We start from the raw sequence: 25,654 nt of genomic DNA, 5'->3' as shown, positions 1-25,654 counted from the left end.
GGGAAGACGGTGCAGAGACGCTGTAGGACCGGAGCACGGGCGAGGGGAGGGGACCGCATGGCCACGAAGGACGTACCGCCCCGCTGGGACCGCAAGATGCAGCAGCGCCTCGCCCGCGGCGAGGCCGCCGCCCTGGGCGAGCTGTACGACAGGTTCGCCTCGCTGGTGCACAACCTCGCCCACCGCGTCCTCGGCGACGAGAAGGCCGCCGACACCGTCACCCGTGAGGTCTTCGCCCACGTCTGGGAGCACCCCGAGAGCTACGACCCCAGACAGGGCCCGCTGCGCTCCTGGGTGGCCGGCGTGGCCCACCGGCTCGCGGTGCAGCGGCTGCGCGACTGCGAGACCGCCGCGCTGCCCCGGGAGGCCGGCGCCGCCGAGGAACTGGAGCGCAAGGTCCGCCGCGCCTCGGTCGCCGCCCGCGCCGACTTCATCGTCCACTCCATGCCCGCCCCGCTGCGCGCCGCGCTCGAACTGGCCTACTTCCAGCGCCGGGACTACCGCCAGACCGCCGTCGACCTCGGCGTCACGGAGGACGAGGCCCGCCGTCGGCTCCGCCTCGGCCTGCAGCTGCTCTCCACCGCCCACGACGCCGGGGCGCCTCCGGGATACGGGGGCGCGGTGTGAGCGGCGCGGACCGGTTCGAGGCACACGACGAGCACGAGGGACCCGAGGAGGAGCACAACAGGCGTGCGGAGCACGGGAGCCGGCGGGGCGACGGCGCCGACGACGGCCCCGGTGAGCGCCGGCACCCAGGCCGGCGCGACGGCGACGGCTCCGGCGACGGCCCGGGACAGCTGACGCCCGGCTCCGGCGCGCCCGAGCCGGACCGCCCGCGCATACCGACGCCCCGCGCCTCCGTGGAGGACGGCGGACGGCCGCTGCCCGACCTCGCCGACCTGGGAGATCCCGCCCCCGTGCCGCTCGACCTGCCGCACGACGTCCTGAAGTCGCTCCTCGGCGCCTGGGCGCTGGCCGCCTGCTCGGCGGCGGAGACGGCGACCGTCGAGGACCACCTGGGCTCCTGCGGCGGCTGCGCCGACGAGGCCCGCCGGCTGCGCGAGGCCGTCGGCCTGCTGCACCAGCCGGAGAGCCTCGACCTGGACCCGGCCCTGCGCACCCGCGTCCTGGAGACCTGCCTGGACCGCCGCCCGCCCCGCATCCCGCTGCCGCCGTGGGCGGCGCCGTACGACGCCGAGACCGCCCGCCTCGACGCCCTGCTCCAGGACTTCGGGGACGCCGAGTGGCACGCACCGGTCCGGCTGCGCTGGTTCGAGGGCGACACCGCGACGAGCCGTCGTACGACCGTCGCCGGGGTGATAGCCCACCTTCTCTCCGTGGACGGCATGATCGCACTCGCCCTCGGCCTGGAGGACCCGCTGACCGAGGCCGCCGGCACGGACGCCACCTGTCCGACCGGCCCGGCGGAGCGCACCGAGGCGCACTGGCGGACCTCCCACTTCCCGCCGACCCGCTCGGTGCGCGGACCCTGGCGGGAGCAGAGCCACAGCCTGGTGCGCACGGTGGCCTTCACGGGCAGCCACGCGGGCGGACTCCCGGTGTCGTACGGCGACTTCTCCCTCCCGCTGCACGACGCGATGCTGGACCGCGCCTTCGAGTGCTGGGTGCACGCCGAGGACATCGCGGAGGCGGTGGACTACCCCTACGACCCGCCCGCGCCCCGGCATCTCAACAAGATGATCGACCTCACGGCCCGCATGCTCCCTGCCGCGCTCGCCGAGCGGCGCCGCACCGGCCGCTCCGCCCCGGGCACCACCCCGCACCTGGTCGCGGCGGGCGCCCCCGGCCGCAGCCTGCGTCTGGAGATCGAGGGCGCGGCCGGCGGCGAGTGGCTGATCCCGCTGGACTCCCCGGCGGCGGTGGGCTCCGCGGAGTTCGAGGTGGCCCATGTCGCCCTGGACGGCGTGGAGTTCTGCCGGCTGGCCGCGGGCCGCATCCCCCCGGAGGAAGCGGCCGCAGGCCAGGACGGCGACCGCCAGGCGATCAGGGACGTGCTGTTCGCGACGGCGGGGCTGAGCCGGATGTAGGCACTGCCCTCGGGGGCGGGGGTTACGAGAACCGCTCCCGCAGCCTGTACTTCAGCACCTTGCGCAGCGCCTCGTTCCTCGGCAGTGCCGCCACCACCTCCAGCCGCTCGGGCAGTTTGTGGACGGAGAGGCCGCCGGCCCGGAGGTGGGAGACCACTGCGGAGAGGGTCAACTCCTGGACCCCCGGCGCCTGTTCCACCACCGCGCACACCAGCTCTCCCCGGTCCGCGTCAGGCAGTCCGATCACCGCCGCGTCCGCGACCAGCGGATGTGTGGCCAGCAGGTCCTCGATCTCCTTGGCCGAGATGTTCTCGCCCTTGCGGATGATCACGTCCTTCAGGCGTCCGGTGAGGACCAGATGGCCGGAGGGCGTGACGTGGCCCAGGTCGCCGGTGCGCAGGAAGCCCTCGGCGTCGAAGGCGGCGGCCGTCTGGGCGGGGTCCAGGTAGCCCCGGCAGACGGCCTCGCCGCGCAGCCGCACCTCGCCGTCGGCGATCCGGATCTCCATGCCCCGCGGGGGGCGGCCCTCGGTCGTCGCCAGGTTCTCGGCGGTGTCCTCCGGGTCGCCCATGGTGATCATCGGGACCTCGGTCATGCCGTATCCGTGCGTGAGCTGGACGCCCATCTCGCGCACGACGGCGTGATAGACCTCCGGCGGCTTCGGGGCGCCGCCGCCCGCGAGCAGCCGCAGGGTCGGGATCAGCTTCTCCCGTGGCTGTCTGCGCTGCTCGGCGAGGAAGAGCGAGTAGAAGGCCGTCGAGCCGCCGGCCACGGTCACCCCGTGCCGCCGGTACTCCGCGAGCGCGTCCGGCAGCGCGAAGTGCTCGAACAGCACCGCCGGGAAGCCGTACAGCAGGAGCATCACCAGGTAGTCGAGGCCGCCTATGTGGGCGTAGGGGAAGGCGATCGAGCCCACGTCGTCGGCCGTCAGCCGAAGCGCGTGCGCCAGGCAGGAGCCGCCCGCGATCAGCGAGCGGTCGGTGTGCAGCACCCCCTTGGGGTCGGAGGTGGTGCCCGAGGTCCAGTAGATCCAGCGGACCGAGGCGCCCTCGGCGGGCGGGGCGGGGAGCGTCGAGGGGTCGCCGTCGGGGAGGGCGCTCCCGTCGTACGCTTCGAAGATCCCCTTCGCGCCGAGGCGCCGCGCCATCTCCGTGTGGTCGTGACCGCGCCACACGCCCGGCACCGCGAAGAACTCCGCCCTCGACTCGCGCAGCGCGAAGCCGACCTCGCGGTCCCGGTAGAAGGGGATGACCGGGGACTGTACGGCGCCCAGGCGGGCCAGCGCGAAGGACAGCAGGACGGTCTCGACGCGGGTGGGCAGCTGCCAGGCGACCACCGTGCCGGGGCGCACGCCCATGGCGTACAGGCCCGCCGCGACCCGTTCGGCGCGTGAGCGCAGCTCGCCGAAGGTCAGCCGGCGTTCGCCCTGGAGGAGGACCGGCCGGTCGGGGGTGCACCGGGCCCGGCGGTCCACCAGGTCCCACAGGGTCGGCGCGGAACCCAGAGTGTGCGGGGTCTCGTTCACGGGTGCCCCCCTGACTGCTTGGCTGACGGGTCGTCAGCTGTCATGCTATCTGACGGGTCATCAGATAAGTACTGTCCGGCGGAGGGGAACCATGACCGAACTGCCCCGCATCATCAGCGTCGACGACCACGTGATCGAGCCCGCCCACCTCTTCGAGACCTGGCTCCCGGCCAGGTACCGGGACCGGGGCCCCAAGCCGCTGACCGCCGGGATCGGGGAACTGGCCTACGTCGCCGGGAAGTACCAGATCACCATGGACCCGGCGGGGCAGCCGACGGACTGGTGGATCTACGAGGACCTGAAGTTCCCGTACAAGCGCAACATCGCCGCCGTCGGATTCGACCGCGACGAGATGACGCTGGAGGGGATCACGCGCGAACAGATGCGGCGCGGCTGCTGGGACCCCGCCGCGCGCCTGGAGGACATGGACCTCAACCACGTCGAGGCCAGCCTCTGCTTCCCGACCTTCCCGCGCTTCTGCGGCCAGACCTTCGCCGAGGCGCACGACAAGGAGGTCGCCCTCGCCTGCGTGCGCGCCTACAACGACTGGATGGTGGAGGAGTGGTGCGGGGACAGCGGGGGGCGGTTGATCCCGCTGTGCCTCATCCCGCTGTGGGACGTGGAACTGGCGGTCGCCGAGATCCGGCGCAACGCCGAGCGCGGGGTGCGGGCGGTCACCTTCTCCGAGATCCCCACCCACCTCGGGCTGCCGTCCATCCACTCCGGCCACTGGGACCCGTTCTTCGCCGCCTGCGAGGAGACCGGCACGGTCGTCAACATGCACATCGGCAGCAGCTCGCAGATGCCCGCCGCCTCCCCCGACGCCCCGCCCGCCGTCCAGGCCTCGCTCAGCTTCAACAACGCGATGGCCTCGATGATGGACTACCTCTTCAGCGGGGTCCTGGTGAAGTTCCCGCAGCTCAAACTCGCCTACTCGGAAGGCCAGATGGGCTGGGTGCCGTACGCCCTGGAGCGCGCCGACGACGTGTGGGAGGAGCACCGGGCCTGGGGCGGGGTCAGGGACCTGATCCCCGAGCCGCCGTCGACGTACTACTACCGGCAGATCTACTGCTGCTTCTTCCGCGACAAGCACGGCGTCGCCTCGATCGACGTCGTCGGCCGCGACAACGCCACCTTCGAGACCGACTACCCGCACGTCGACTCGACCTTCCCGCACACCAAGGAGGTCGCCCTCGACCATGTGAAGGGTCTGGACGACGAGACCGTCTACAAGCTGATGCGCGGCAACGCCATCCGCATGCTCGGACTGGATCTGGACCGGTAGTGGACCTGTCGTACACGCCCGAGGAGGAGGAGTTCCGGGCCCGGCTGCGCGAGTGGCTCGCCAAGGTGCTGCCCACCCTGCCGGCGAAGCCGTCCCCGGACGACTGGCCCGCGCGCCGGGCGTACGACCTCGGCTGGCAGCGGACGCTCCACGACGCCGGGTACGCCGAGGTCCACTGGGACGCCTCCCCGACCACCCGGCTGATCTTCCTGGAGGAGACCGAGCGCGCGGGGGCGCCTTATGTGGGGGCGAACTTCGTCGGCCTGCTGCACGCCGGGCCGACCATCGCCGCCGAGGGCACGGCCGGGCAGCGGGCGCGCTGGCTGCCGCCGATCCTGCGCGGCGAGGAGGTGTGGTGCCAGGGGTTCAGCGAACCGGACGCGGGTTCCGACCTCGCCGCGCTGCGCACGCGCGCGTGGCGGGACGGCGACGACTACGTGGTGAGCGGGTCCAAGATCTGGACCTCGCACGCCGAGGTCGCCGACTGGTGCGAACTGCTCGTGCGCACCGATCCGGACGCGCCCCGGCACCGGGGCATCACCTGGCTGGCCATGCCCATGGACGCCGACGGGATCACCGTACGGCCGCTGCGCACCCTCGCCGGCTCGGCGGAGTTCGCGGAGGTCTTCCTGGACGAGGTGCGGGTGCCGGCCGGAAACCGGGTCGGCGCGGAGAACGACGGCTGGCGCGTGACCATGGTGACGCTGTCCTTCGAGCGGGGCACGGCCTTCGTCGGCGAGGTGGTGGCCTGCCGCCGGGTGCTGGGCGAACTCGCCCGCGCGGCACGGGAGAACGGCCGCTGGGACGACCCCGTGCTGCGCCGCCGGTTCGGCCGGCTGGAGGCGGAGTTCCGGGCGCTGTGGCGGCTGACCCAGTGGAACGTGAGCGCGGCGGAGACCGGCGGCGGGGTGCCGGGCACGGGCGCCTCGGTCTTCAAACTCCGCTACTCGCACGCCCGCCAGGAGCTCTACGACGCGGCGGCGGACGTCCTCGGCCCCGACCGCCTCGACCTGGACCGGCCGTGGGTCATCGACCGCCTGTCGTCCCTGTCGTACACGATCGCCGCCGGCACCTCGCAGATCCAGCGCACCATCGTGGCCGAGCGGATCCTCGGCCTGCCGAGGGGGAGATGAGCGTGCGGTTCCAACTCACGGACGACCAGCGGGCGTTGCAGGCAGGGGTACGGGAGCTGCTGGGCCGGTGCTTCGGACGGGAGGCGCTGCGGGCGGCCGTGGCGGCGCCGGGGCGGCTCGACCGGGCGCTGTGGCGGGCGCTCGGCGGGGCGGGGTTCTTCGCCCTGCGCCTGCCCGAGGCGGCCGGCGGGGTCGGGCTGGGCCTGCCCGAGGCCGTGCTGGCCTTCGAGGAGGCGGGGCGGGCGCTGGTGCCCGGCCCGCTGATCGCCACGCACCTTGCGGCCGCCGCCGTACCGGGCGCGGCCACGGGGGAGACGGTGGTGGCGGCCGTGGACGGGGAGTTGGTGGAGTGGCTGGCGGCGGCGGACCGGGTGCTCGGGGATACGGCCGGGGTCGCACCGGTGCGGTCGATCGACCCGCTGACCCCGCTGCACCGGATCAACGGCACCGCACCCGCCGCCGGCCCCGTACGCACCGGTCCCATGTCCACCGACCCGGTCGCCGTTCTCCTGACCGCAGCCGAACAACTGGGCACAGCCGCGCGGGTGTGCGAGCTGGCCGTGCAACACGCCCGGACCCGTGAGCAGTTCGGGCGGCCGATCGGGGCGTTCCAGGCCGTTCAGCATCTGTGCGCGGACCTGCTGGTGCGGAGCGAAATCGCCCGAGTGGCGGTGTACGCGGCCGCCGTCACCGCCGATCCCGCCGACATCGCCGCCGCCCGGCTGCTGGCCGACGAGGCCGCCGTACGCGGGGCGCGCGACTGTCTCCAGGTGCACGGCGGCATGGGTTTCACCTGGGAAGCCGACGTCCACCTGCATCTCAAGCGGGCCTGGGTGCGGGCCGAGCGTGGCGGTGGGAGCACGCAGAGTGAGGAACTGCTCGCGGTGCGGCTGGCCGGCTGAGCGGCCCGCACCGTCCTGGACTGCGGCGCGGGAAAGTCGTGGCCCAAGATGTCGCGGATCGTGGCCAGATGGCATCACAGAGCGTTGATACCCGGTTGTGTCCATCGTGTGACTCGTAACAGCCTGGAGTCGGGCGCCCGCTCCGGTACCTTGTGTGGGATGCGAGTGGCTGTGAGCGCGAGCCGGGCCGGCGATGCCCCTGGGGCGATGCCGGGCGGAGCGGTGCGCACCGCGGCTCGCGGGGCGGTCCCGGCGCCGTACGCCGCGTCGTGTGCCGTCTGTTCGACTTCCCGGCACGAGCGTCGCACAGTATGCCTCACACATACTCCTTCGCGCTGGAATATGCCCGAAGCGCTTGTTGGGGTGACTGTACGTCAACCATGCTGTCTCATCAGGGAATCACGGTCCGTGATCCCCGCTCTGGCCGTTGTTCTGGCCATGCAGAAAATGGCTACGATCGTGGCCCTCGTCGTGATCGTCGTCGCGGCTTACGCCGTGGCGGCCGGGCGGTGCGGGGTCATGTGTCCGCCGGTTCGGATGGTGTGAGCGGTGCAGGTGCTTCAAGTGCAGCTGGAGATCCGGCCCGACCCCGCGGAGGTGGGGCGGGCGAGGCGGTGGGCGCTCTCGCGGCTCGCCGGGTTCGGTATAGCGGCCGACGAGCCGCTGGCCGAGAACCTGGTCCTGCTCGTCTCCGAGCTGGTGACCAACGCCGTGGTGCACACGGGCCGTCCGGCCGTGCTGAGACTCTCCCTGCCGGGCGGACCGGCCGACGCGCCGGAGAGGGCCGCCCCCTCGGCCACGGTGCGGGTGGAGGTGGCCGACACCAGCTCGCGCGCCCCTGTGCCGCGCTGCGCCCGCGGTGACGCCACCGGCGGCCGGGGGCTCGCCCTCGTGGACTGCCTCGCCGATCGCTGGGGCTGGAGCCCGGAGGGCGCCGGCAAGAGTATCTGGTGCGAACTGGACCGCTGTTCGCAGCCCCGGGAGGGTGCGGCACTGGCGTACGGAGGCGCACTGTCCGCGTACGAGGGGCTGGCCTTCGAGGCGGTGTAGGTCCCGGTGCCGTGGTGCGCCGGGGGTGCATCCGTGCGCCCGGCCCGTGAAGTGGGCGTACGTAACAAATCCCCGTACCGGCGTTGACGTCGCGTGACCGGCTGAACACGCTGGTGGGCGTCGATTCGCCGCGAGGGGACGGCAGGGGTCCGCGACAGGGGCCCTCGCCGAGTGTGGGTCGCATCGGATGGCGGCGTGCGCGCACGGCCGTGGGGGAGACGCGCCGTCGGGGGGTGCGCCGCCATCCGGTTCCGCCGCGTTCGCCGCCTCACAGGATCGCCACCGGCGCCACCGGTGTGCCCGTCGCGCCCACGAACGGCTCCGGCATGGCCGACAGCAGGAAGGCGTATCGCCGCTCTTCTCCACAGGCTGTGGACAACTCCTCCAGATTCCAGTTCTGGCCCTGGAGCATCCCCATCTCCACGAGGTCCAGCGCGTGCACGGGAAGCCACAGATTGTCGATCTCGGGCGGAAATATCTCAAACGTGAGCGTGTCGTTGGCGACGGCGGCCACGTCGCGCGCGTGGAACCACTCCGGCGTACGCACGGACAGCCCCGGCGACGGATAGCCGTACCCGTGCTTGTCGCCGGCCAGGTAGACCTGCACCTGGCCGGTCCGCACGAGCACGATGTCGCCGGCACGCACGCGCGTGCCCGCGAGTTCCTCGGCCGCCTCCAGGTCCTCCGGCGTGACCGCGTGGCCCCCCGCCAGCCGGTCCGTGCCCCGCGCGCGTGCCACGTCCAGCAGCACCCCGCGCGAGACGATGTGCCGCGCCGTGGCGATCCCGCTGAACTCGGCGCCGCCGTGCGCCGTGACCGTGTGCGCCGGGCGGCCGTTGTAGAGCCTCCCGGAGTGCGAGACATGGGTGAGCGCGTCCCAGTGGGTGCCCGCCTGGAGCCCCATGGTCACCACGTCGTCGCTGCACGCGACCGTGCCGGGGCCGAAGAGCTCCTGGTTGACCTGCACCATGGCGTGCAGCGGGTTGACCCGGCCCGGGATCATCCCGGTCTGCACGCCGTCCTCCCGCAGGGGCAGGGCGAGCGGGACGCGGCGGCCGGTGCGCACGCAGGCGGCGGCCGCGCGCACGACCTCGTCGGTGACGAGGTTCAGGGTCCCGATCTCGTCGTCCGCCCCCCAGCGCCCCCAGTTGTTCACGCGCCCCGCGATCTCGCGGAACTCCTGCGGCAGTGTCATCCGGTGCCTCCCCGGGGCTTGTGTCCGTGTGTCCGACGGGCCATAGAATCTAACGGACCGTCAGAAACCGCGGGAAGGGGCCGGGCGTGGGGAACTTCTTGGCAGGCAAGGTGGTCGCCGTGACGGGGGCCGGGCGGGGCATCGGCCGCGCGGTCGCGTGCGCGGCGGCGGCCGAGGGCGCGCAGGTCGTCGTCAACGACTACGGGGTCGCCACGGACGGCACCGCGCCGACGAGCGAGGTCGCCGAGACCGTCGTCAAGGAGATCGAGGCGGCGGGCGGCGAGGCCGTCGCGGTCGCCGACGACATCTCCACGATGGCGGGCGGACAGCGCGTCGTGGACACGGCGGTCACGGCGTACGGCCGGCTCGACGGGGTCGTGTGCGTGGCGGGCATCCTGCGCGAACGGATGCTGTTCAACATGACCGAGGCGGAGTGGGACCCCGTGCTCGCCACCCACCTCAAGGGCACGTTCACCGTCTTCCGGGCCGCCTCGGCGGTGATGCGGCAGCAGCGCGCGGGCACGCTGATCGGCTTCACCAGCGGCAACCACCAGGGCTCGGTCTCCCAGGCCAACTACAGCGCCGCGAAGGGCGGGATCATCTCGCTGGTCCGCAGCGCCGCGCTGGGGCTGCACAAGTACGGGGTGAGCGCGAACGCCGTCGCCCCCGTGGCCCGTACGCGGATGTCGGCGAACGTCCCCATGGAGCTGGCCGAGATCGGTGAGCCGGAGGACGTGGCCGCGCTGGTGGTGTACCTGCTGTCCGACGGGGCCGCGGAGCAGGGGATCACCGGGCAGGTGTACACCGTCGCGGGCCCGAAGATCGCGGTGTGGGCCCAGCCCCGTGAGCTGCGCTCCGTCTACGCCGAGGGCTCCTCCTGGACGCCGGAGCGGATAGCCGAGGTGCTGCCGGGGTCGGTGGGCGCGGACCCGATGCCGATGCTGGACCGGCTGGTGGCGATGGAGCAGGCGGCGCGGGCGGGCTCCCGGCCCAATGCGCGGCCCGACGCCCGGACGGCCTGAGGCGGTCCCCATGGATTTCGGGTTCAGCGAAGAGGACGACGCGTTCCGTGCCGAGGCCCGCTCCTGGCTGGCCGCCCACGCCGACGCGTCGTGCGACAAGCGCACCTGGGAGCGCACCCTCGGCGCGGCCGGCTGGATCGGGCTCGGCTGGCCCGAGGCGGGATACGGCAACCGCACCGCCACCCTCACCCAGCAGGTCGCCTGGGCCGAGGAGTACGCGCGGTCGGGGGCGCCGGGGCGGTCCGGGCACATCGGCGAGAACCTGCTCGCGCCCACCCTCGTCGCGCACGGCAGCGACGAGCAGAAACAGAGGTTCCTGCCCCCGATCGCCGCCGGGGCGGAGCTGTGGTGCCAGGGCTACAGCGAGCCCGGGGCCGGGTCCGACCTCGCCGGGATCCGGACGGCGGCCGTGCGGGACGGGCACCGGTACCGGATCAGCGGGCAGAAGATCTGGACCTCGCTCGCCCACGAGGCCGACTGGTGCTTCGTACTGGCCCGCACCGAGCCGGACTCCCGCCGCCACCACGGGCTGAGCTTCCTGCTCGTGCCCATGGACCAGCCCGGCCGCATCGAGGTCCGGCCCATCCGGCAGCTGACCGGCACCAGCGACTTCAACGAGGTCTTCTTCGACGGGGCGCACGCGCGCGTGGAGCACGTCGTCGGGGGCGAGGGGCAGGGCTGGCGGGTCGCCATGAGCCTGCTCGGCTTCGAGCGCGGGGTGTCCACCCTCGCCCAACAGATCGGCTTCGCCGAGGAGTTGGGGCGGGTGGTGCGGGGTGCCGTGGAGAGCGGAGCCGTGGCCGATCCCGTCGTACGGTCGCTGCTCGTACGGCAGTGGGCCGAGCTGCGCACCATGCGCTGGAACGCCCTGCGCACCCTCGGCGGCTCCGGCGATCCCGGCTCGCCCAGCGTGGCCAAGCTGCTCTGGGCCGGCTGGCACCAGCGCCTCGGCGAGCTGGCGGTGCGGGTCCGGGGCGCGGCGGCCTCGGTGGGCCCGGCGGACTGGTCGCCCACGGCGCCGTACGAACTCGACGCGGACCAGCAGCTGTTCCTCTTCTCCCGGGCCGACACGATCTACGGCGGCTCCGACCAGGTCCAGCGCACGATCATCGCCGAGCGCGTGCTCGGTCTGCCCAGAGAGCCCAAGGGGGCCGTGTGATGCGTGGAGTGGTGTTCGACGGCGAACAGGTACGGGTGGTCGACGATCTCGCGGTGCGGGAGCCGGGCCCCGGCGAGGTGCTGGTGGCCGTCGCGGCGGCGGGGCTGTGCCACAGCGACCTGTCCGTGGTGGACGGCACGATTCCCTTCCCGGTGCCGGTGGTGCTGGGGCACGAGGGTGCCGGAGTGGTCGAGGCGGTCGGCCCCGGGGTCACGCACGTCGCGCCCGGGGACCATGTGGCGCTGTCCACGCTCGCCAACTGCGGCACCTGCGCGGAGTGCGACCGGGGCAGGCCGACCATGTGCCGCCAGGCCATCGGCCGCCCCGGCAGGCCCTTCACGCGGGGCGCGGGGCCGGTGTACCAGTTCGCCGCCAACTCGGCCTTCGCGGAACGCACGGTCGTCAAGGCCGTCCAGGCGGTCCCGATCCCGGCGGACGTCCCCCTCCCGTCCGCCGCGCTCATCGGGTGCGGGGTGCTCACCGGCGTGGGCGCGGTGCTGAACCGGGCCCGGGTGGACCGCGGGGACAGCGTCGTCGTCATCGGCACCGGCGGGATCGGGCTGAACGTCATCCAGGGCGCGCGGATCGCGGGGGCGCTGCGGATCGTCGCCGTGGACGCCAATCCGGCCAAGGCGGAGGCGGCCCGGCAGTTCGGCGCGACCGACTTCCTGACCTCGGCGGACGGCGTGCGGGACGTCCTGCCCACGGGCGCCGACCACGTCTTCGAGTGCGTCGGCCGCACCGAGCTGATCCGGCAGGCGATCGACCTCCTCGACCGGCACGGACAGGCCGTCCTCCTCGGGGTCCCGCCGGCCACGGCCGAGGCGTCCTTCCTCGTCTCCTCCCTCTTCCTGGACAAGTCGGTCCTGGGCTGCCGCTACGGCTCCTCGCGCCCCCAGCGGGACATCCCCCTGTACGCCGAGCTGTACCGCCGAGGACGGCTGCTGCTCGACGAGTTGGTGACGGCCGTGTACCCCGTGGAGGACTTCGAGAAGGCCCGGGCCGACGCGGAGTCGGGGCGGGTGGCACGGGCGGTGCTCACGTTCTGACGCCGGTCCGGAACGTCTGGCGATAGGCGGTCGGTGTCACCCCGAGCGCCTGTTGCAGATGCTGGCGCATCGACTGGGCCGTGCCGAAGCCGGCCTCGTGGGCGACCTGGTCGATGGGCAGGCCGCTGGTCTCCAGCAACTGGCGGGCGCGCTCCACGCGCTGCCGGGTGAGCCACTGGCCGGGGCTGACCCCGACCTCCTCGCGGAAGCGGCGGGTGAAGGTGCGTACCGACATGGCCTCCTGCGCGGCCATGTCGCGCAGCTGGATCGGTTCGTGCAGCCGGCCGAGCGCCCAGGCCCGGGCGGCGGTCGTGGTCGCCACCTGCGGGTCGGGGACCGGGCGCTGGATGTACTGGGCCTGGCCGCCGTCGCGGTGCGGCGGGACGACGGTGCGCCGGGCCACGTCGTTGGCGACGGCCGTGCCGAAGTCGCGGCGCACCATGTGCAGGCACAGGTCGATCCCGGCGGCCACCCCGGCCGAGGTGAGCACGTCGCCGTCGTCGATGAACAGCACGTCGGCGTCGACCTCGATCTTCGGGAACAGCCGCTGGAAGCGCTCGGCGTCGGCCCAGTGCGTGGTCGCCGGGCGGCCGTCGAGGTAGCCCGCGGCGGCGAGGACGTAGACGCCGGTGCAGATGGAGGCGAGGCGGGTGCCGGGGCGGATGAGGGCGAGGGCGGCGGCCAGTTCGCCGGTGAGGCGGCCCTCCTCGAAGACCGGGCCGAGTTCGTACGACGCGGGGACGATCACCGTGTCGGCCTCGGCGAGGGCCTGCGGCCCGCGGGCGACGTGGATCGTGAAGTCGGCGTCCGTCTCGACCGGGCCGGGCGGCCGCACGGAGCAGGTCACGACCTCGTACAGGGGCCGGCCCCGCTCGTCCTTCGGGCGGCCGAAGATGCGGTGCGGTATGCCCAGCTCGAAGGGGAGCAGGCCGTCGAGGGCGAGGACGACGACGCGGTGCGGGCGGAATTCCTCGGACGCCGCGGTGGCGGTGGCTGTGTCCCGGTCGATACCCATGGCCCGATCCTAGCGAATACTGTCCTGCGGGCCACTGGATGCGCGGGACGGGACATCGGACGCTCTATGACGTGACTCAGACAAGCCCAGCCGCAGCCCCCGGCCAGACGGCACCGGTCCCGCCCGCCCGGCGCTCGCGCGTGCACCGCGCCTGGTTCGTCGCCGCCGTCACGTTCGTCACGATCATCGGCGCGGCCGCGTTCCGTTCGCTGCCCGGCCTGCTGATCGACCCGCTGCACCAGGAGTTCGGCTGGTCGCGCGGCACGATCGGTGCGGCCGTCTCCCTCAACCTCGCGCTCTACGGCCTCACCGCCCCGTTCGCCGCCGCCCTGATGGACCGGTTCGGCATCCGCAGGGTGGTCGCCGTCGCGCTGGTCGTGATCGCGGCCGGGTCGGGGCTGACCGTGTGGATGACGGCGGCCTGGCAGCTGTGGCTGTGCTGGGGCCTGCTGGTGGGCCTCGGCTCCGGGTCGATGGCGCTCGCCTTCGCGGCGACGGTCACGAACCGCTGGTTCACCGAGCGGCGCGGACTGGTCAGCGGCATCCTCACCGCCGCGTCCGCCTCCGGCCAGCTGATCTTCCTGCCGGTGCTGTCCTGGATCGTCGAGCACCACAGCTGGCGCCCGGCGGCCGTGACCGTCGCCCTGGCCGCCCTCGCCGTCGTCCCCTTCGTCTGGCTCCTGCTGCGGGACCACCCGGCGGACATCGGCGTGCAGCCGTACGGCGCGCGGGAGTTCGTGCCCAAGCCGCCGCCGGTGACGGGCGCCGCCCGCCGCACGCTCACGGTGCTGTCGACCTCGGTCCGCACCGGCACCTTCTGGCTGCTGGCCGGCACCTTCGCGATCTGCGGCGCCTCCACCAACGGCCTGATCCAGACCCACTTCGTGCCCGCCGAGCACGACCACGGCATGCCGGTCACCACGGCGGCCTCGCTGCTCGCGGTCATCGGGGTGTTCGACGTGGTCGGCACGATCGCCTCCGGCTGGTTCACCGACCGCTTCGAACCGCGCCGCCTGCTGGCCGTCTACTACGCCCTGCGCGGCCTCTCCCTGCTCTTCCTCCCGATGCTGCTGGGCCCGGCCGTCCACCCCCCGATGCTCTTCTTCATCGTCTTCTACGGCCTCGACTGGGTGGCCACCGTCCCGCCCACGCTGGCCCTGTGCCGGGAGCAGTTCGGCGAGGACAGCGCCATCGTCTTCGGCTGGGTGCTCGCCTCCCACCAGATCGGCGCGGCCGTGGTCGCCTACCTCGGCGGCGTCGCCCGCGACGTCTTCGGCTCCTACGACCTCGTCTGGTACACCTCCGGCGCCCTGTGCGCGGCGGCGGCCCTGATGTCGCTGGTGATCCGCCGCGCCGTGGCGGCCCGGCCGGTGACGGCTTCCTAGGAACCGAGCCGCGCGAACCGCCCCCGGTGGAAGAGCAGCGGGTCGGCGCCGTCCCCATCCGTGCCCAGTGCCTCCACCCGGCCCACGACGATCAGATGGTCGCCCCCGGTGTGCACGGCCTGGATCGTGCAGTCGATCCAGGCGGCCGCACCGGCCAGGCGGGGCGAGCCGGAGACGGGCGCCGGGTCGTACGCGACCCCCGCGAACTTGTCCGCGCCGCTCACCGCGAAGGCCCGGCACAGCTCGCCCTGGCCGACGCCGAGGACGTTGACGCAGAAGACGCCGGCCCGGGCGATGCGCGGCCAGGTGCTCGACGTACGGCCCACCAGGAAGCAGACCAGGGGCGGTTCCAGGGAGAGGGAGGAGAAGGACTGGCAGGCGAAGCCGGCGGGGCCCGGCTCGCCCTCGGCGGCCGGGGCGGTGACGACCGTGACCCCGGTCGCGAAGTGCCCCAGCACCCGCCGGAACTCCCCGGCCTCCACCGGCGCCCGCTCACCCTCCCGGACGCACCGCAACTCCGGCCGCGGCAACGGCTCCACCGGCCTCGGCGCCGGGGCCGACCTGAGGTATCGGACGGCTGCCGCTGCCGCCCCTGCGTGTCCCATCACACCGTCCATTGAAGCTGACGGTACGTCAGATGAGAAGCCTCGGTGTCGCCTCGTCGCCCTCATCGCCCCCGGAACTGAGGGCTTCTGCGCTCCACGAACGCCCGCAGACCGTCCTGCGCGTCCTCGGTCGTCATGTTGATCTCCTGGGCCCAGGCCTCCGCGGCGAAGGCGGCCTCGCGGTCCGTGCCGAGAGAGGTGTTCACCAGGTGCTTGGTCAGGGCCAGGGCGCGGGTGGGACCGGCCGCCAGGCGGGCCGCCCACGAGCGGGCCGTCTTCTCCAGGTCGGTGTCCGGGACGACCCGGTTGACCAGGCCCAGGCGTTCCGCGTCCGGCGCCGGGAGGGCGTCGCCGAAGAACATCAGTTCCTTGGTTCGATGGGGCCCCAGGAGGCGGGGGAGCAGATAGGCGCCGCCCGCGTCCGGCACCAGGCCCCGGCGGACGAACACTTCGATGAAGCGGGCCGATTCGGCTGCCAGGACCAGGTCGCAGGCCAGCGCCAGATGCGCGCCGAGGCCCGCCGCCGTGCCGTTCACCGCGGCCAGCACCGGCTTCTCGCAGTCCAGTACGGCCGCGATCAGGCGTTGCGCGCCCTGGCGGAGGACCCGGGCCACGTCTCCGGGAAGCCGTTGCCCGGTCCCGCCGCCCCGCAGGTCCGCCCCCGCGCAGAAGCCCCGCCCGGTGCCGGTCAGGACCACCGCGCGGATCTCCGGGTCCGCCGAGGCCGCCGTCAGCAGGCCGATCAGGCGGTCCCGCATGTCCGGGGTGAGGGCGTTCAGCGACTCCGGGCGGGACAGGGTGACATACGCGACGTGATCCCGGACCTCGTGCTCGATCCCGGCGCCCGGCACCGGCGGCGTCATCGGCACACCACCAGCGCGTCCAGCGCCACCGCGCCCTGCCCGCGCGGCAGCACCATCAGCGGGTTGATGTCCAACTCTGCGATGCGCTCGCCGAGTTCGAGCGCCATGCGCTGGACCCGCAGGACCACCTCCACCAGGGCGTCCCGGTCGGCCGGCGGACGGCCGCGGACGCCGTCCAGCAGGGCCCGGCCACGCAGTTCGGCGAGCATGGCGTGGGCCTGGTCCTCACCGAACGGCGGGACGCGGACCGCCGTGTCGTGCAGGACCTCCACCAGGACCCCGCCGAGGCCCACCGTCACGGTCGGGCCGAACAGGTCGTCGTGCGTGACCCCGACGACCATCTCCACGCCCTGCTCGACCATCTGGCACACCAGGATCCCGTCCAGCGAGACCCCCTCGTAGCGCGCGATGTCCGTCAACTCGCGGTAGGCCTCCCGGACCTGGCTGGCCGAGGTCAGACCGACCTTGACCAGGCCCAGTTCGGTCTTGTGGGCGATCTGCGCGCCGGAGGCCTTCATCACCACCGGGTAGCCGACCTGGGCGGCCGCCCGTACGGCCGCCGCCGCGCTGGTCACCAGCTGTTCGCGCGGGACCCGGATGCCGTAGGCGCGCAGCAGCTGCTTGGCCGCGTGCTCGCTGAGCCGGCGGCCCGGGCTCATCAGGGCCTCCGCCTTGCGGTACGAGGGGGAGGGGGTGCGCGGGGCCTCGTCGAAGGGGGAGCGGTAGTCGCTGACGAAGGCGTGGTGGCCCAGCCAGGCCCGGACCGCCGTCAGGCAGTTGCCGACCGTACGGAAGGTCGCCACCCGGGAGGAGCCGAGCAGCACCTCGCGGTACGCGGGTTCGGTGCCGACCGGGGAGCCCCATACCACGCAGATCAGCTTGTCCGTCTCCTCGGCCGCCGCCACGAGGTCCGCGACCAGCTTGTCGCTCAGTGGCGGGAAGGGGCCGGTGACCGGGCAGATCAGGACCCCGATCGAGGGGTCCGCGAGCAGCGCGTCGATGATCTTCCGGCCGCGGTGGTCGCCCACCGGATGGCCGCCGTTGTCCACCGGGTTGGCCACGCTCAGGTACTCCGGGATCCACCGGTGCAGCTGTGCCTGCCGGTCCTCGGACAGCCGGGGCAGCCTCAGCCCCCTCCCCGCCGCCAGGTCGGCGACGTGCGCGCCGGTGCCGCCGGAGATCGAGTAGACGGCCACCCCGTCCGCCAGCGGGGTGCGCGCCCGCGCCAACAGGGTTGCCGTGTCCTGGAGTTCGTCGAGCCCGTCGACGCGTACGACGCCGTACTGCCGCATCGCCGCGTCCACCACGTCGTCGGCGCCGGTCAGCTTCCCGGTGTGCGAGGCGGCCGTACGCGCCCCGGTCTCGGTGCGGCCCACCTTCACCGCGACCACCGGCACCCCGCGGCGGGCGGCGCGGTCGGCGGCCAGCAGGAAGGCACGGCCGTCCTTGAGGCCCTCCACGTAGGCGGCGATGGCGCCGACCTCGGGCTGCTCGGCGAAGTACGAGATGAAGTCGGCGGTCTCCAGATCGGCCTCGTTGCCGGTCGGCGCCCAGTGCGAGAGGCGGATGCCCAGCTGCTGGAGCGAGAACACCGGGCGGCCCTGGTGGCCGGACTGGGTGATCAGGGCGATCGCCGGGCCGGTGAGGTCCTCGCGGAAGTGCTCGAAGGCGTTGAGGTTGGTGTTCGGGCCGAGCAGGCGCAGGCCTGAGCGTCGTACGGCCTGCGCCAGCCGCTCCTGCGCCTCGGCGCCCGCCTCGCCGGTCTCGGCGAAGCCCGAGGCGAAGGCGACGGCGAACCTCACCTTCACGTCGGCCAGTTGCTCGATCAGCGGGAGCGGATCGGCGACGAGGAGGACGGCCAGGTCGATCTGGCCGGGCGGCAGGTCGGCGACGGAGGCGGCGCACGGGATGCCGAAGACGGCCGGGCGGGTCGGGTGCACCGGGTGCACCCGCGCGCCGACCCGCTCGGCCCAGGCGAGCAGCTGCCGGGTGATCCCGGTGTTGGGCCGCCCCTCGGCGTCCGAGGCGCCGATCACGGCGACGGACTCGGGGCGGAAGAAGCGGGTCAGGTCCGGTACGTCCGCGTACAGCGGGCGCCCGCCGACGTCGAGGTCGTCGACCCGGTCGTGGACCGCGGGCCCGGGCCGCTGCTCGCCGCAGGCGATGACCCGGGCCCGGCGGGAGTCGGTGGTGAGGGTGCCGTGGGTTGATCCAAGCATCGGTCCGCCCCGCTCCTGTGAGACAGCAGAAGTAAACTGACGCATTGTCAGATTACTGAACTGACGCAGTGTCAGGAACTGGTCGGACATTCAAAGTTACCGGCGGGTGGGCCACTGTGTCACCGGCCCTCGCTGTCGGCCCCGTCACCGGAGGCGTCCGGCCACCGCCTTCGCGATCTTCCCGGCGTCCAGCGCCAGTTCGCGGAGCATGCCGCTGATCGGGTCGGTGAACCCGGTGAAGTACAGCCCGGGCGCCTGCGCGGGGGTGTGTCCGCCGTGCACGACCGGCATGCCGCGCCCGTCGAGGACGTCGAGATGGCCGACCAGCTCCTCCAGCGCCCGCGCGTAGCCCGTCGCCGCGATCACCGCGTCCGTCTCGACCCGGCTGCCGTCGGCGAGGACGACCTTTCCGGGGTGCCCGCCCTCGAAGGAGTCGACGGCGGCCACGATCTCCACCGTGCCCGCCCGCACGGCGTCGATCAGGCCGACGTCCTGCACCGGGATCGCGCCCTGGCGCGCCCTGCTGCAGAGGCCGGTGTCCGGGCGGGGCAGCCCGTGCGCCGTGAGGTCCGGCACGGTGGCCTTCGCGAACAGCCCGGCCAGCCGGTCCACGAGGCCCACCGGCAGCCGCCGTACCAGTACGCCCGAGTACTGCGCCGCCCAGCCGAGCGTCGAGCGGCGCAGGATGTGCGGGGCGGTCCGTACCGCCAGCCGCACCCGCGCCGCCCCGCCCTCGGCCAGGTCCACGGCGATCTCCGCACCGGTGTTGCCGGCCCCGACGACCAGCACGTCCCGGCCGGCGTACGGCACGGCGTTCCGGTACGCGGCGGCGTGCAGCAGCTCCCCGGTGTAGTCGTCGAGGCCCGGCCAGTCGGGAAGTCGCGGGGTGTGGTGGTGGCCGGTGGCGACGACGACCGCGCTGCCGGTCAGCTCCCGGCCGCCGGAGGCGTGCAGCAGCCAGCCGGTGCCGTCCGGCGTCCGGTCGACGCGGAAGACCTCCACTCCGGTGACGATCTCCAGCTCGTGGTGCTCGGCGTACGTCTCCAGATAGCGCACCATGTCGTCCCGGGCGACCCAGCGCCCGGACCTCCGGGGGATCGCGAGGCCGGGCAGGGCGGACAGCCGTCGCGTGGTGTGCAGCCGGAGACGGTCGTGGTGTCCGCGCCAGGAGGCGCCCACCCGGTCCGCCTTCTCCAGGACCACCGCCCGTATGCCCCGTGCCCGCAGCGCGTACGCGGCCGCCAGGCCGCCCGGCCCGGCGCCGATGACGTACACCGGGTGGCCGGCGAAGGCCGGGGCGGGCCGCGCGGAGGCGGGGGTGGAAGCGGAATGTGAATCGGCCATACCCGGAGCGTAATCACCCACCTGCTTGATGGGTCTCGGTCAAGACCGGAATTGGTTGCGGATTGATCACGGGTGTACGGGAAGGGTTCGCGACCGGTGAAGAAATGCCCCGGTGCGGTGAACGAGCAGGTGGGCATCGGCAGAGATCTGACGTACCGTCAGATGCATGAACTCCATATGGCTGGACGGCGCTCAGTGGCTGGCGGTGCTGCGGATCGGCCTCGGGCTGTGGTGGCTGGAGAGCTGGCGGCACAAGGACAAGAAGGCCTGGTTCGAGCGGGGCAGCGGCATCGCGTGGGCGGCCGGGATCGCGGAGAAGCACCGCTGGGCGGCGGTGCGCACCGGCTTCGCGACAGTCGTCCGACCGCGCCCGAAGCTGATGGCGTACGTCGTCGCGTACGCCGAACTCGCCCTGGGGCTCGGCCTGATCCTCGGCTTCCTGACCCCGGTGGCCCTGATCGGCGGCATGCTGCTCAACGCCGTCTACTTCGTCCTCATGATCCACGACTGGGCGGAACAGGGGCAGAACTCGATGATGGCGCTGATCTCGCTGGTCGGCCTCTTCGCGATGGCCTGGCAGAGCTGGTCGATCGACGCCTGGCTGGGGTGGTTCCGATGAGTGCCGTGCGCCACGACGTCCCCGAGACCGACGCCTTCACCCGCCCGTACTGGGAGGCCGCCGCCGCGGGCCGGCTGCTGATCCGCCGCTGCGGGGCCTGCGGCCGGGCCCACCACTACCCCCGCGAGTTCTGCCCGCACTGCTGGAGCGAGGACGTGACCTGGGAGGAGGCGAGCGGCCGGGCCGCGCTCTACACCTGGTCCACCGTCCACCGCAACGACCTGCCGCCCTTCGGCGCCCGCACGCCGTACGTCGCCGCCGTCGTCGACCTGGCGGAGGGGCCGCGGATGATGACGGAGCTCGTGAACTGCGTGGAGGGGACCCTGACCGCGGGGATGGCGCTGCGAGTGGCGTACCGGGACGGAAAACCGGTGTTCGAACCCGGCGGCTGACCCCGATCATAGGGGTGCATGAGCCCTGAGAACTGGTATCTCACCAAAGACCTCGACGAGTTTCTCGCCCGCGCCGGAGACTTCCTGCACTCCCGCCCGGCCCTGCACACGGTCCCGCTGACCGTGACGGACGGACTGCGCCGCCGCGGCCCGCACATCTTCGGCCCCGAGGACCCCGTCTTCGGCATCCTGTCCGAAGACGGGGACGGTCCGATCCGCGCGGTCCTGCTCCACACCCCGCCCTTCCCCGTGCACGTCACCCCGCTCACCCCGGACCGGGCGGACGCCCTGGCGGCCCGTCTCGCCGAGCTGGACCACCCGGTCACCGCGATCTCCGCCGCGCGCGAGACGGCGGATGCCTTCGCGGCGGCCTGGCAACGGCGGACGGGGGCGGCGGGCAGCGCCCGCCAGCGGCAACGGCTGTACCGGCTGGAGGAGTTGACGGTCCCGGAGCCGAGGCCCGAGGGACGGGCGCGGATCGCCGACGAGGGAGACCGGGAGCTGCTGGCCCGCTGGTACGGCGCTTTCCACGAGGACGTCGGAACGTCACGCGGGCAGGACCCGGGCGAGTGGGCCGACGCCCGCCTCTCCCACGACGGTGTCACCCTCTGGGAGACGGCCGAGGGCACACCCGTCTCCCTCGTCGGGGTCACCCCCCGGATCGCCGGTCAGGTCCGCATCGCCCCGGTCTACACCCCGGCCGAGCTGCGCGGCCGGGGCTACGCGGGCGCGGCCACGGCGGCGGCGAGCCGGGCCGCGCGGGAGGCCGGGGCCACGGAGGTCGTCCTCTTCACGGACCTCGCCAACCCGACGAGCAACGGCCTGTACCAGCGGATCGGGTACCGGCCGGTGGCGGACTTCGCGGTGTGGGGGTTCGGGGACTGAGGCGGGTCAGGCCGATTTCTGCCGAGCTACCTCGCGGGCCCGCGAGGACAGTTCGCGCACGGCTGGGAGTTTCTCGTACGGCCGGATGCTCCTGCGGAGGGTTGCGAAGTGGTCGTCACCTCGGACGCTGGAGATACCGGCGTATTCGTCCAGGAACGTGTCCCATTCCCGGCACGCCTCTTCTACGTGTCGCATCTCCATGAGCCGAGAGGCGAGGAGACCGGTGGCGTGTACGCGGCCCTGCCGCTCGTTCGTGGGGCGTACCTTGTTCGACCGGCGCAGGGCCTTGACTGATCCGGGCCGGTCGCCGAGTTCCCACATGACGTGCCCGACGTGGAATTCGTAGGCGGCGCGGTCGTATCCGCCGATGTGGTCGTTACGGCCGTCGGCTTGCGAGAGCGCCGCTTCGGTTTCCCGGAGCCGGGCGAACGCCTGGCGCCTGTCCCCGACCATGGCCGCGCCGTGGGCCTGTTGACCACGCAGGAACGCCACCAGTCGGGGTCCGGAAACGGGCGCGGCTTCCGCGGCGGAGTCGGCGAGTTCGAGGGCCTTCGGGCCGTAGCCGAGGTTCGACGCCTGCAACGCCATGCCGCGCAGGGTACGGCAGTACGTCACGTGGTCCTCGGCCGTGCCGGCGAGCTTCAGCGCCTTGAGGTAGTAGCGCTGGCCAACGCCGTGTTGTCGCTCGTACATGGCCATCCAGCCCGTGAGGTACGTGAGGTCGGAAGCAGCCGCCCGCATGGCGCGCTTCACCTCGTCCGTGCCGTCCGCGCGCAGGTACGGACCAACCGTGTTGACGAGGAACGCCGCCGCCATGGGCCGGGCGTGGCCGCCCCCGAGGTCGTCAAGGATGTCCGCGATGCGTTCCGTCATCCGCTCGACGGTGCCCACGTCGGACCGGCCGATACGGACAGTGCGACCGGCGGAGACGTGATCGATCCTGCCTGCGATGTCCTCGTACCTGGGGATGGCCAGTGCCGCCGAGTACAGGCCCGCGCCGAGTAGAGCGCGTCGGGATGGGTCCATGTCTGCCCTTCCGAGATCGACGATCCCTGACGCCACGTCCGGGGAGACGGCGGGGCTTTCGTCCCAGCCGAGTTCCGCCGACGTTACGGGGCGCGAGAGGAGGCGCGAGAGCGCCTCAGCGATGGCGGGTCGCGCCTCCGTCTTCGGCCGGTGGCCTTTCAGCCACTGCGAGACGGCCGCTTTGCCGTAGGACAGGCTGACGCCGAGTTCGGCGCCGGCGGCATTGACCCGGCGTGCTAGCTGGTCGTTCTGGATGTTCCCCTCTCGCATCAGCGTCGCTAGAGCGTCGTTCGGTGTGAGTGGTTGTCGTCCCATCGAGACCCCCGGGCGTGTGCAACCTGTGCAACTCCATCTCCACTCTCGCGCCTTACCCGCCGCTACGTAAGGCGGTTGAGTGATTACCGGCCGTCCGGTGATCACTCCCGGCCGACCGGTTGACGGCCCGCCGGTCCTTCCCGCCCATGAGGGGGAACCCGGCGGGCGCCGAGACGACAAGAGGCGACCATGACGACTACGGCACTCCCCACAACTCCCGCCCTGAGTCCCCTGATGGGATCGGTTCCGGGTTACGCGCAGACACTTCCGCTCTACCCGTCCTCGGCGTCCGTGGCAAGGCTGAGTGCGCGTACGACATTGGCATGTTGGGGGCTGGAGGCGATGGCGGACGATGTCGTGTCGGTCGTCTCGGAACTGGTGACGAACGCTGTACAGCACGCCCGTGCCGCGTGCCTCCTGCCGGATGAACCCGGCACCTGCCGTCTGACGCTGGAGCGTCCAGACCGGCACACGGTGTGGTTGTCGGTCACGGACCCGTCGGGCCGACGCGTCCGGCGCCGGGAGGCCGCCGACGACGCCGAGACGGGCCGTGGGTTGGCGATCGTGAATGCTCTCGCCTCCCGCTGGCTGGTACAGCCGTCACGCAACGGCAAAACCGTGTGGGTCGAGCTGACGTGCGGCCGGTGACCGGCCGGTACGGAGCGCCCATGGCCGACGGCCGCACGGCAGTGCCGCCCTCCCACACCAGACCCCCCGGCCGGGGCCCGGGACGTTGTACCTGCCGCCCCGGCCAGGACCCCGCACCACAGTCGTGACGCATCAGCAGAGTTGAAGGAGGAGCAAAGTGGACGAGTTCACACCCCCGCCGAAGCGTAACCGCCGCTTCGGCAAGCTGTTCACGACGAAGGCCCACCGTCGGGTGCAGTCACCGGCTGAGACGCACGAGTACAAGAAGGTCGCGGGTTCGTCGGACGGCGCCAAGACGTATGACACCACCGCCACCTGAACCGCTCGGCCGCAACGCCCGAGGGGACGCAAACCGTCGCGCCCCTCGGGCTCACCCGAAGGGAGAGCACGCGTGATCAAGTTACGCCTCACTCCATATGCGAGCACGGTATGGACATGGAACGGACACCGTTACCTCACTGCCGACGGGATGAGCGAGATCGCCCCGTACGAGCACCCCTTGGTGGAACACGTCGCTGTCACAGACGGTAACCACACACTTCTCGTCGTACGTGAGCGCGTCGTGGGTCGGGGAACGTATGATCCGGCACCGCGCAGCGTCACCTCCGGTGAGTTCGAGGAGGCTCGCACTCTGGCGGAGCAATGGCCCACGGACTACGTGTTCGTGGAAACCGCTCCCGGTGACCCGTGCCGCGTCACCGCAGGCCCCGGTGGCATCACCCCGCTCTACGTCGCACACGACCGTGCGAGCCTGCACGGGTCGTGGGACATGGCCGACCTCGCCGAACACACCGCCGGCCTCAGCCCCCGTGAAGTCGCGCGGCTGCTGATCTACCGGCCCCGGTACAGCACCGAGACCGTGTTCCGGGGCATCCACCGTGTGACCGAGCGGACGACGGCGATCTACGGCGGCCACCTCCACCTGCACCATCCCGAGCCGGTGTTGCACAGCGGGCCGCGCGAACTGGCTCCTGATGCGGACGTTCTCGGGACGTTCGTGGAAGCGATGGACGATGCACTCGATCTCCGGCCGATCGACCGAGTCGAGACGGTGCTGCATCTCACGGGCGGGTTCGACTCCGGCACCGTGGGGACCCGCCTTGCCGAGCGGTACCCGGGCCGCTTCCCGACTGCCGCTCTCCTGATCGCCGGCCCGGGGCGCGCCCACCAGATCCGCCGACGCTCGGAGATCATCAGGGCGCTGCCGTTCGCCGAGCCGGATCACCTGATCGACGCCCTGGAGTACGCGCCGTTGTCGCCGGAGTGTGCCCGGGTCACGGGCGAGAAGATCAGCCCGTACGAGGAGCCCCTGCACCGGCCGTTCGCCAAGCTGACCGAGGTCCTGGTCGACCACGGCGCTCGTGCGGTGGTGACCGGGCTCGGCGGAGACGAGATGGTGGCCCTGTCGCAGACCGAGTATCCGCACAGGTCCATGGGCGAGATCAGCGACGCCCTGCCCTGGATCGGAGACCGAGCGCGTGCCGCGCTGGAGTTCGCCGACGACGGCATCGCTCCGCCTGCGGCTGTCAACTCGATGACCTTGCTCTCGCTGGAGACCACGGCACCGGTACTCATGCGAGCAGGTATCTGGCCCGTGCACCCGTTCGCCGACCCGGGCATGGTCCAGCTTGGCGAATGGCTGCCCATGCACTGGCGTGAGCTGAAGCAGCTCCAACGGCGACGGCTGGCCTCCCTCGGGCTGAGCCCGGACGTCACCGAGTCCCGAGAGCGCGAGTCGTTCGCGGAGGTCGTACAGCACACGCTCACCACGATCGCTCGCCCTCTGTTTGCCAAGATGCTCCACGACGGCTCGCCGCTCTTCGACGAGAAGCTGGTGGACCCTGACGGCCTTGGAATGGCTGTCCGCCGACTGTCCGAGAAGCCGTACCGCGAGGACGGAGACGCGCAACTGCTCGAAGTCCTGGACCTCCACTTCGCCGCGCAGTCCTTCCTGTAGTCCCCTCCAACCA

General features: G+C 72.6%; 24 protein-coding genes. 16 read left to right on the top strand and 8 right to left on the bottom strand.

Annotation, left to right across the window (positions count from 1 at the left end; translation table 11 throughout):
• Positions 1-57 precede the first annotated feature (57 nt).
• Together BIV23_RS19125 and BIV23_RS19120 are read left to right on the top strand one after the other, a co-directional pair.
• A complete protein-coding gene (locus tag BIV23_RS19125; protein ID WP_071382110.1) occupies positions 58-627 on the top strand; it encodes a sigma-70 family RNA polymerase sigma factor in 570 nt (189 codons plus the stop codon).
• Complete coding sequence (locus BIV23_RS19120; protein WP_177239955.1) at positions 624-2,048, top strand: maleylpyruvate isomerase N-terminal domain-containing protein; 1,425 nt, start codon at positions 624-626, stop codon at positions 2,046-2,048. Before BIV23_RS19125 ends, BIV23_RS19120 begins: the two co-directional genes overlap by 4 nt.
• Before the next feature lie 22 nt (positions 2,049-2,070).
• On the opposite strand, the gene BIV23_RS19115 is transcribed toward BIV23_RS19120, so the two are convergent.
• Complete coding sequence (locus BIV23_RS19115) at positions 2,071-3,573, bottom strand: class I adenylate-forming enzyme family protein (protein WP_071382109.1); 1,503 nt, start codon at positions 3,571-3,573, stop codon at positions 2,071-2,073.
• A gap of 91 nt (positions 3,574-3,664) precedes the next feature.
• On the opposite strand from BIV23_RS19115, the gene BIV23_RS19110 reads away from it, so the two are divergent.
• From BIV23_RS19110 to BIV23_RS19095, 4 genes are all read left to right on the top strand, one after another.
• Positions 3,665-4,858 (top strand): amidohydrolase family protein, encoded by a 1,194-nt coding sequence (locus BIV23_RS19110; RefSeq protein WP_071382108.1) that lies wholly within the window; start codon positions 3,665-3,667, stop codon positions 4,856-4,858.
• On the top strand, positions 4,858-5,991 hold the full coding sequence (locus BIV23_RS19105) for an acyl-CoA dehydrogenase family protein (RefSeq protein ID WP_071382107.1): 1,134 nt from the start codon (positions 4,858-4,860) through the stop codon (positions 5,989-5,991). Before BIV23_RS19110 ends, BIV23_RS19105 begins: the two co-directional genes overlap by 1 nt.
• Positions 5,992-5,993: 2 nt before the next feature.
• The gene (locus tag BIV23_RS19100) at positions 5,994-6,893 is read left to right on the top strand and encodes an acyl-CoA dehydrogenase family protein (RefSeq protein ID WP_071382106.1); all 900 of its coding nucleotides are present in this window, start codon (positions 5,994-5,996) and stop codon (positions 6,891-6,893) included.
• A gap of 564 nt (positions 6,894-7,457) precedes the next feature.
• On the top strand, positions 7,458-7,943 hold the full coding sequence (locus BIV23_RS19095; RefSeq protein ID WP_071382105.1) for an ATP-binding protein: 486 nt from the start codon (positions 7,458-7,460) through the stop codon (positions 7,941-7,943).
• A 268-nt stretch (positions 7,944-8,211) separates the two neighbouring features.
• Here BIV23_RS19095 and BIV23_RS19090 read toward each other — a convergent pair whose 3' ends face one another.
• Positions 8,212-9,138: a cyclase family protein gene (locus tag BIV23_RS19090; RefSeq protein ID WP_071382104.1), complete on the bottom strand. Its 927-nt coding sequence runs from the start codon at positions 9,136-9,138 to the stop codon at positions 8,212-8,214.
• An 86-nt stretch (positions 9,139-9,224) separates the two neighbouring features.
• Here BIV23_RS19090 and BIV23_RS19085 point away from each other — a divergent pair, with 86 nt between their 5' ends.
• From BIV23_RS19085 to BIV23_RS19075, 3 genes are read left to right on the top strand one after another with little or no spacing between them, the layout of a single operon-like run.
• Positions 9,225-10,160 (top strand): SDR family NAD(P)-dependent oxidoreductase, encoded by a 936-nt coding sequence (locus BIV23_RS19085; RefSeq protein WP_071382103.1) that lies wholly within the window; start codon positions 9,225-9,227, stop codon positions 10,158-10,160.
• 10 nt (positions 10,161-10,170) lie between these two features.
• On the top strand, positions 10,171-11,319 hold the full coding sequence (locus BIV23_RS19080; protein WP_071382208.1) for an acyl-CoA dehydrogenase family protein: 1,149 nt from the start codon (positions 10,171-10,173) through the stop codon (positions 11,317-11,319).
• Complete coding sequence (locus BIV23_RS19075; RefSeq protein ID WP_071382102.1) at positions 11,319-12,368, top strand: Zn-dependent alcohol dehydrogenase; 1,050 nt, start codon at positions 11,319-11,321, stop codon at positions 12,366-12,368. Before BIV23_RS19080 ends, BIV23_RS19075 begins: the two co-directional genes overlap by 1 nt.
• On the opposite strand, the gene BIV23_RS19070 is transcribed toward BIV23_RS19075, so the two are convergent.
• Positions 12,358-13,383, bottom strand: a complete 1,026-nt coding sequence (locus BIV23_RS19070) for a GlxA family transcriptional regulator (RefSeq protein WP_071382101.1) — start codon at positions 13,381-13,383, stop codon at positions 12,358-12,360. The two genes, BIV23_RS19075 and BIV23_RS19070, sit on opposite strands and share 11 nt — an antisense overlap.
• A gap of 71 nt (positions 13,384-13,454) precedes the next feature.
• Here BIV23_RS19070 and BIV23_RS19065 point away from each other — a divergent pair, with 71 nt between their 5' ends.
• On the top strand, positions 13,455-14,768 hold the full coding sequence (locus BIV23_RS19065) for an MFS transporter (RefSeq protein WP_177239954.1): 1,314 nt from the start codon (positions 13,455-13,457) through the stop codon (positions 14,766-14,768).
• Here the strand turns inward: BIV23_RS19065 and BIV23_RS19060 are convergent.
• From BIV23_RS19060 to BIV23_RS19045, 4 genes are all read right to left on the bottom strand, one after another.
• A complete protein-coding gene (locus BIV23_RS19060) occupies positions 14,765-15,373 on the bottom strand; it encodes a flavin reductase family protein (RefSeq protein ID WP_071382099.1) in 609 nt (202 codons plus the stop codon). The genes BIV23_RS19065 and BIV23_RS19060 overlap by 4 nt on opposite strands.
• A gap of 62 nt (positions 15,374-15,435) precedes the next feature.
• Positions 15,436-16,236 carry an enoyl-CoA hydratase/isomerase family protein gene (locus tag BIV23_RS19055; protein ID WP_107471210.1) on the bottom strand — a complete coding sequence of 267 codons (801 nt, stop codon included), beginning with the start codon at positions 16,234-16,236 and terminating at the stop codon, positions 15,436-15,438.
• A complete protein-coding gene (locus BIV23_RS19050; protein WP_071382098.1) occupies positions 16,233-18,455 on the bottom strand; it encodes an acetate--CoA ligase family protein in 2,223 nt (740 codons plus the stop codon). Before BIV23_RS19050 ends, BIV23_RS19055 begins: the two co-directional genes overlap by 4 nt.
• Positions 18,456-18,599: 144 nt before the next feature.
• Complete coding sequence (locus BIV23_RS19045; RefSeq protein WP_071382097.1) at positions 18,600-19,799, bottom strand: flavin-containing monooxygenase; 1,200 nt, start codon at positions 19,797-19,799, stop codon at positions 18,600-18,602.
• Between the two features lie 166 nt (positions 19,800-19,965).
• Between BIV23_RS19045 and BIV23_RS19040 the strand changes: the two genes are divergently transcribed.
• Genes BIV23_RS19040 through BIV23_RS19030 form a run of 3 tightly spaced genes read left to right on the top strand, consistent with a single transcriptional unit; the run spans position 19,966 to position 21,695 of the window.
• Positions 19,966-20,418, top strand: coding sequence for a DoxX family membrane protein (locus tag BIV23_RS19040; protein WP_071382096.1), 453 nt, complete (start codon positions 19,966-19,968; stop codon positions 20,416-20,418).
• A complete protein-coding gene (locus BIV23_RS19035) occupies positions 20,415-20,810 on the top strand; it encodes a Zn-ribbon domain-containing OB-fold protein (protein WP_071382095.1) in 396 nt (131 codons plus the stop codon). The genes BIV23_RS19040 and BIV23_RS19035 overlap by 4 nt, the downstream gene beginning before the upstream one ends.
• 18 nt (positions 20,811-20,828) lie before the next feature.
• Positions 20,829-21,695, top strand: a complete 867-nt coding sequence (locus tag BIV23_RS19030) for a GNAT family N-acetyltransferase (RefSeq protein ID WP_071382094.1) — start codon at positions 20,829-20,831, stop codon at positions 21,693-21,695.
• Positions 21,696-21,701: 6 nt separating this feature from the next.
• Here BIV23_RS19030 and BIV23_RS19025 read toward each other — a convergent pair whose 3' ends face one another.
• A complete protein-coding gene (locus tag BIV23_RS19025) occupies positions 21,702-23,036 on the bottom strand; it encodes an NsdA family TPR-like regulatory protein (RefSeq protein ID WP_071382093.1) in 1,335 nt (444 codons plus the stop codon).
• A gap of 189 nt (positions 23,037-23,225) precedes the next feature.
• Here BIV23_RS19025 and BIV23_RS19020 point away from each other — a divergent pair, with 189 nt between their 5' ends.
• The 3 genes from BIV23_RS19020 to BIV23_RS19015 all read left to right on the top strand — a co-directional run bounded on the left by BIV23_RS19020 (position 23,226) and on the right by BIV23_RS19015 (position 25,641).
• Positions 23,226-23,684, top strand: coding sequence for an ATP-binding protein (locus BIV23_RS19020; RefSeq protein WP_079173241.1), 459 nt, complete (start codon positions 23,226-23,228; stop codon positions 23,682-23,684).
• Between the two features lie 157 nt (positions 23,685-23,841).
• Positions 23,842-24,003: a hypothetical protein gene (locus tag BIV23_RS50390; RefSeq protein WP_177239952.1), complete on the top strand. Its 162-nt coding sequence runs from the start codon at positions 23,842-23,844 to the stop codon at positions 24,001-24,003.
• A gap of 345 nt (positions 24,004-24,348) precedes the next feature.
• Complete coding sequence (locus tag BIV23_RS19015) at positions 24,349-25,641, top strand: asparagine synthase-related protein (RefSeq protein ID WP_245790574.1); 1,293 nt, start codon at positions 24,349-24,351, stop codon at positions 25,639-25,641.
• The last annotated feature ends 13 nt before the right edge of the window (positions 25,642-25,654 follow it).

Origin of the sequence: Streptomyces monashensis, from assembly GCF_001866665.1 — a bacterium.
GTDB lineage: Bacteria > Actinomycetota > Actinomycetes > Streptomycetales > Streptomycetaceae > Streptomyces > Streptomyces monashensis.
The sequence above is the reverse complement of the archived record's forward strand: the minus strand, read 5'-3'. Positions and strand labels throughout refer to the sequence as shown.

Coding starts and splice junctions, on each gene's coding strand:
- BIV23_RS19125 (WP_071382110.1), top strand. CDS start 58: ATGGCCACGAAGGACGTACCGCCCCGCTGGGACCGCAAGATGCAGCAG.
- BIV23_RS19110 (WP_071382108.1), top strand. CDS start 3,665: ATGACCGAACTGCCCCGCATCATCAGCGTCGACGACCACGTGATCGAG.
- BIV23_RS19090 (WP_071382104.1), bottom strand. CDS start 9,138: ATGACACTGCCGCAGGAGTTCCGCGAGATCGCGGGGCGCGTGAACAAC.
- BIV23_RS19080 (WP_071382208.1), top strand. CDS start 10,171: ATGGATTTCGGGTTCAGCGAAGAGGACGACGCGTTCCGTGCCGAGGCC.
- BIV23_RS19075 (WP_071382102.1), top strand. CDS start 11,319: ATGCGTGGAGTGGTGTTCGACGGCGAACAGGTACGGGTGGTCGACGAT.
- BIV23_RS19070 (WP_071382101.1), bottom strand. CDS start 13,383: ATGGGTATCGACCGGGACACAGCCACCGCCACCGCGGCGTCCGAGGAA.
- BIV23_RS19060 (WP_071382099.1), bottom strand. CDS start 15,373: ATGGGACACGCAGGGGCGGCAGCGGCAGCCGTCCGATACCTCAGGTCG.
- BIV23_RS19055 (WP_107471210.1), bottom strand. CDS start 16,236: ATGACGCCGCCGGTGCCGGGCGCCGGGATCGAGCACGAGGTCCGGGAT.
- BIV23_RS19050 (WP_071382098.1), bottom strand. CDS start 18,455: ATGCTTGGATCAACCCACGGCACCCTCACCACCGACTCCCGCCGGGCC.
- BIV23_RS19045 (WP_071382097.1), bottom strand. CDS start 19,799: ATGGCCGATTCACATTCCGCTTCCACCCCCGCCTCCGCGCGGCCCGCC.
- BIV23_RS19040 (WP_071382096.1), top strand. CDS start 19,966: ATGAACTCCATATGGCTGGACGGCGCTCAGTGGCTGGCGGTGCTGCGG.
- BIV23_RS19035 (WP_071382095.1), top strand. CDS start 20,415: ATGAGTGCCGTGCGCCACGACGTCCCCGAGACCGACGCCTTCACCCGC.
- BIV23_RS19030 (WP_071382094.1), top strand. CDS start 20,829: ATGAGCCCTGAGAACTGGTATCTCACCAAAGACCTCGACGAGTTTCTC.
- BIV23_RS19025 (WP_071382093.1), bottom strand. CDS start 23,036: ATGGGACGACAACCACTCACACCGAACGACGCTCTAGCGACGCTGATG.
- BIV23_RS19020 (WP_079173241.1), top strand. CDS start 23,226: ATGACGACTACGGCACTCCCCACAACTCCCGCCCTGAGTCCCCTGATG.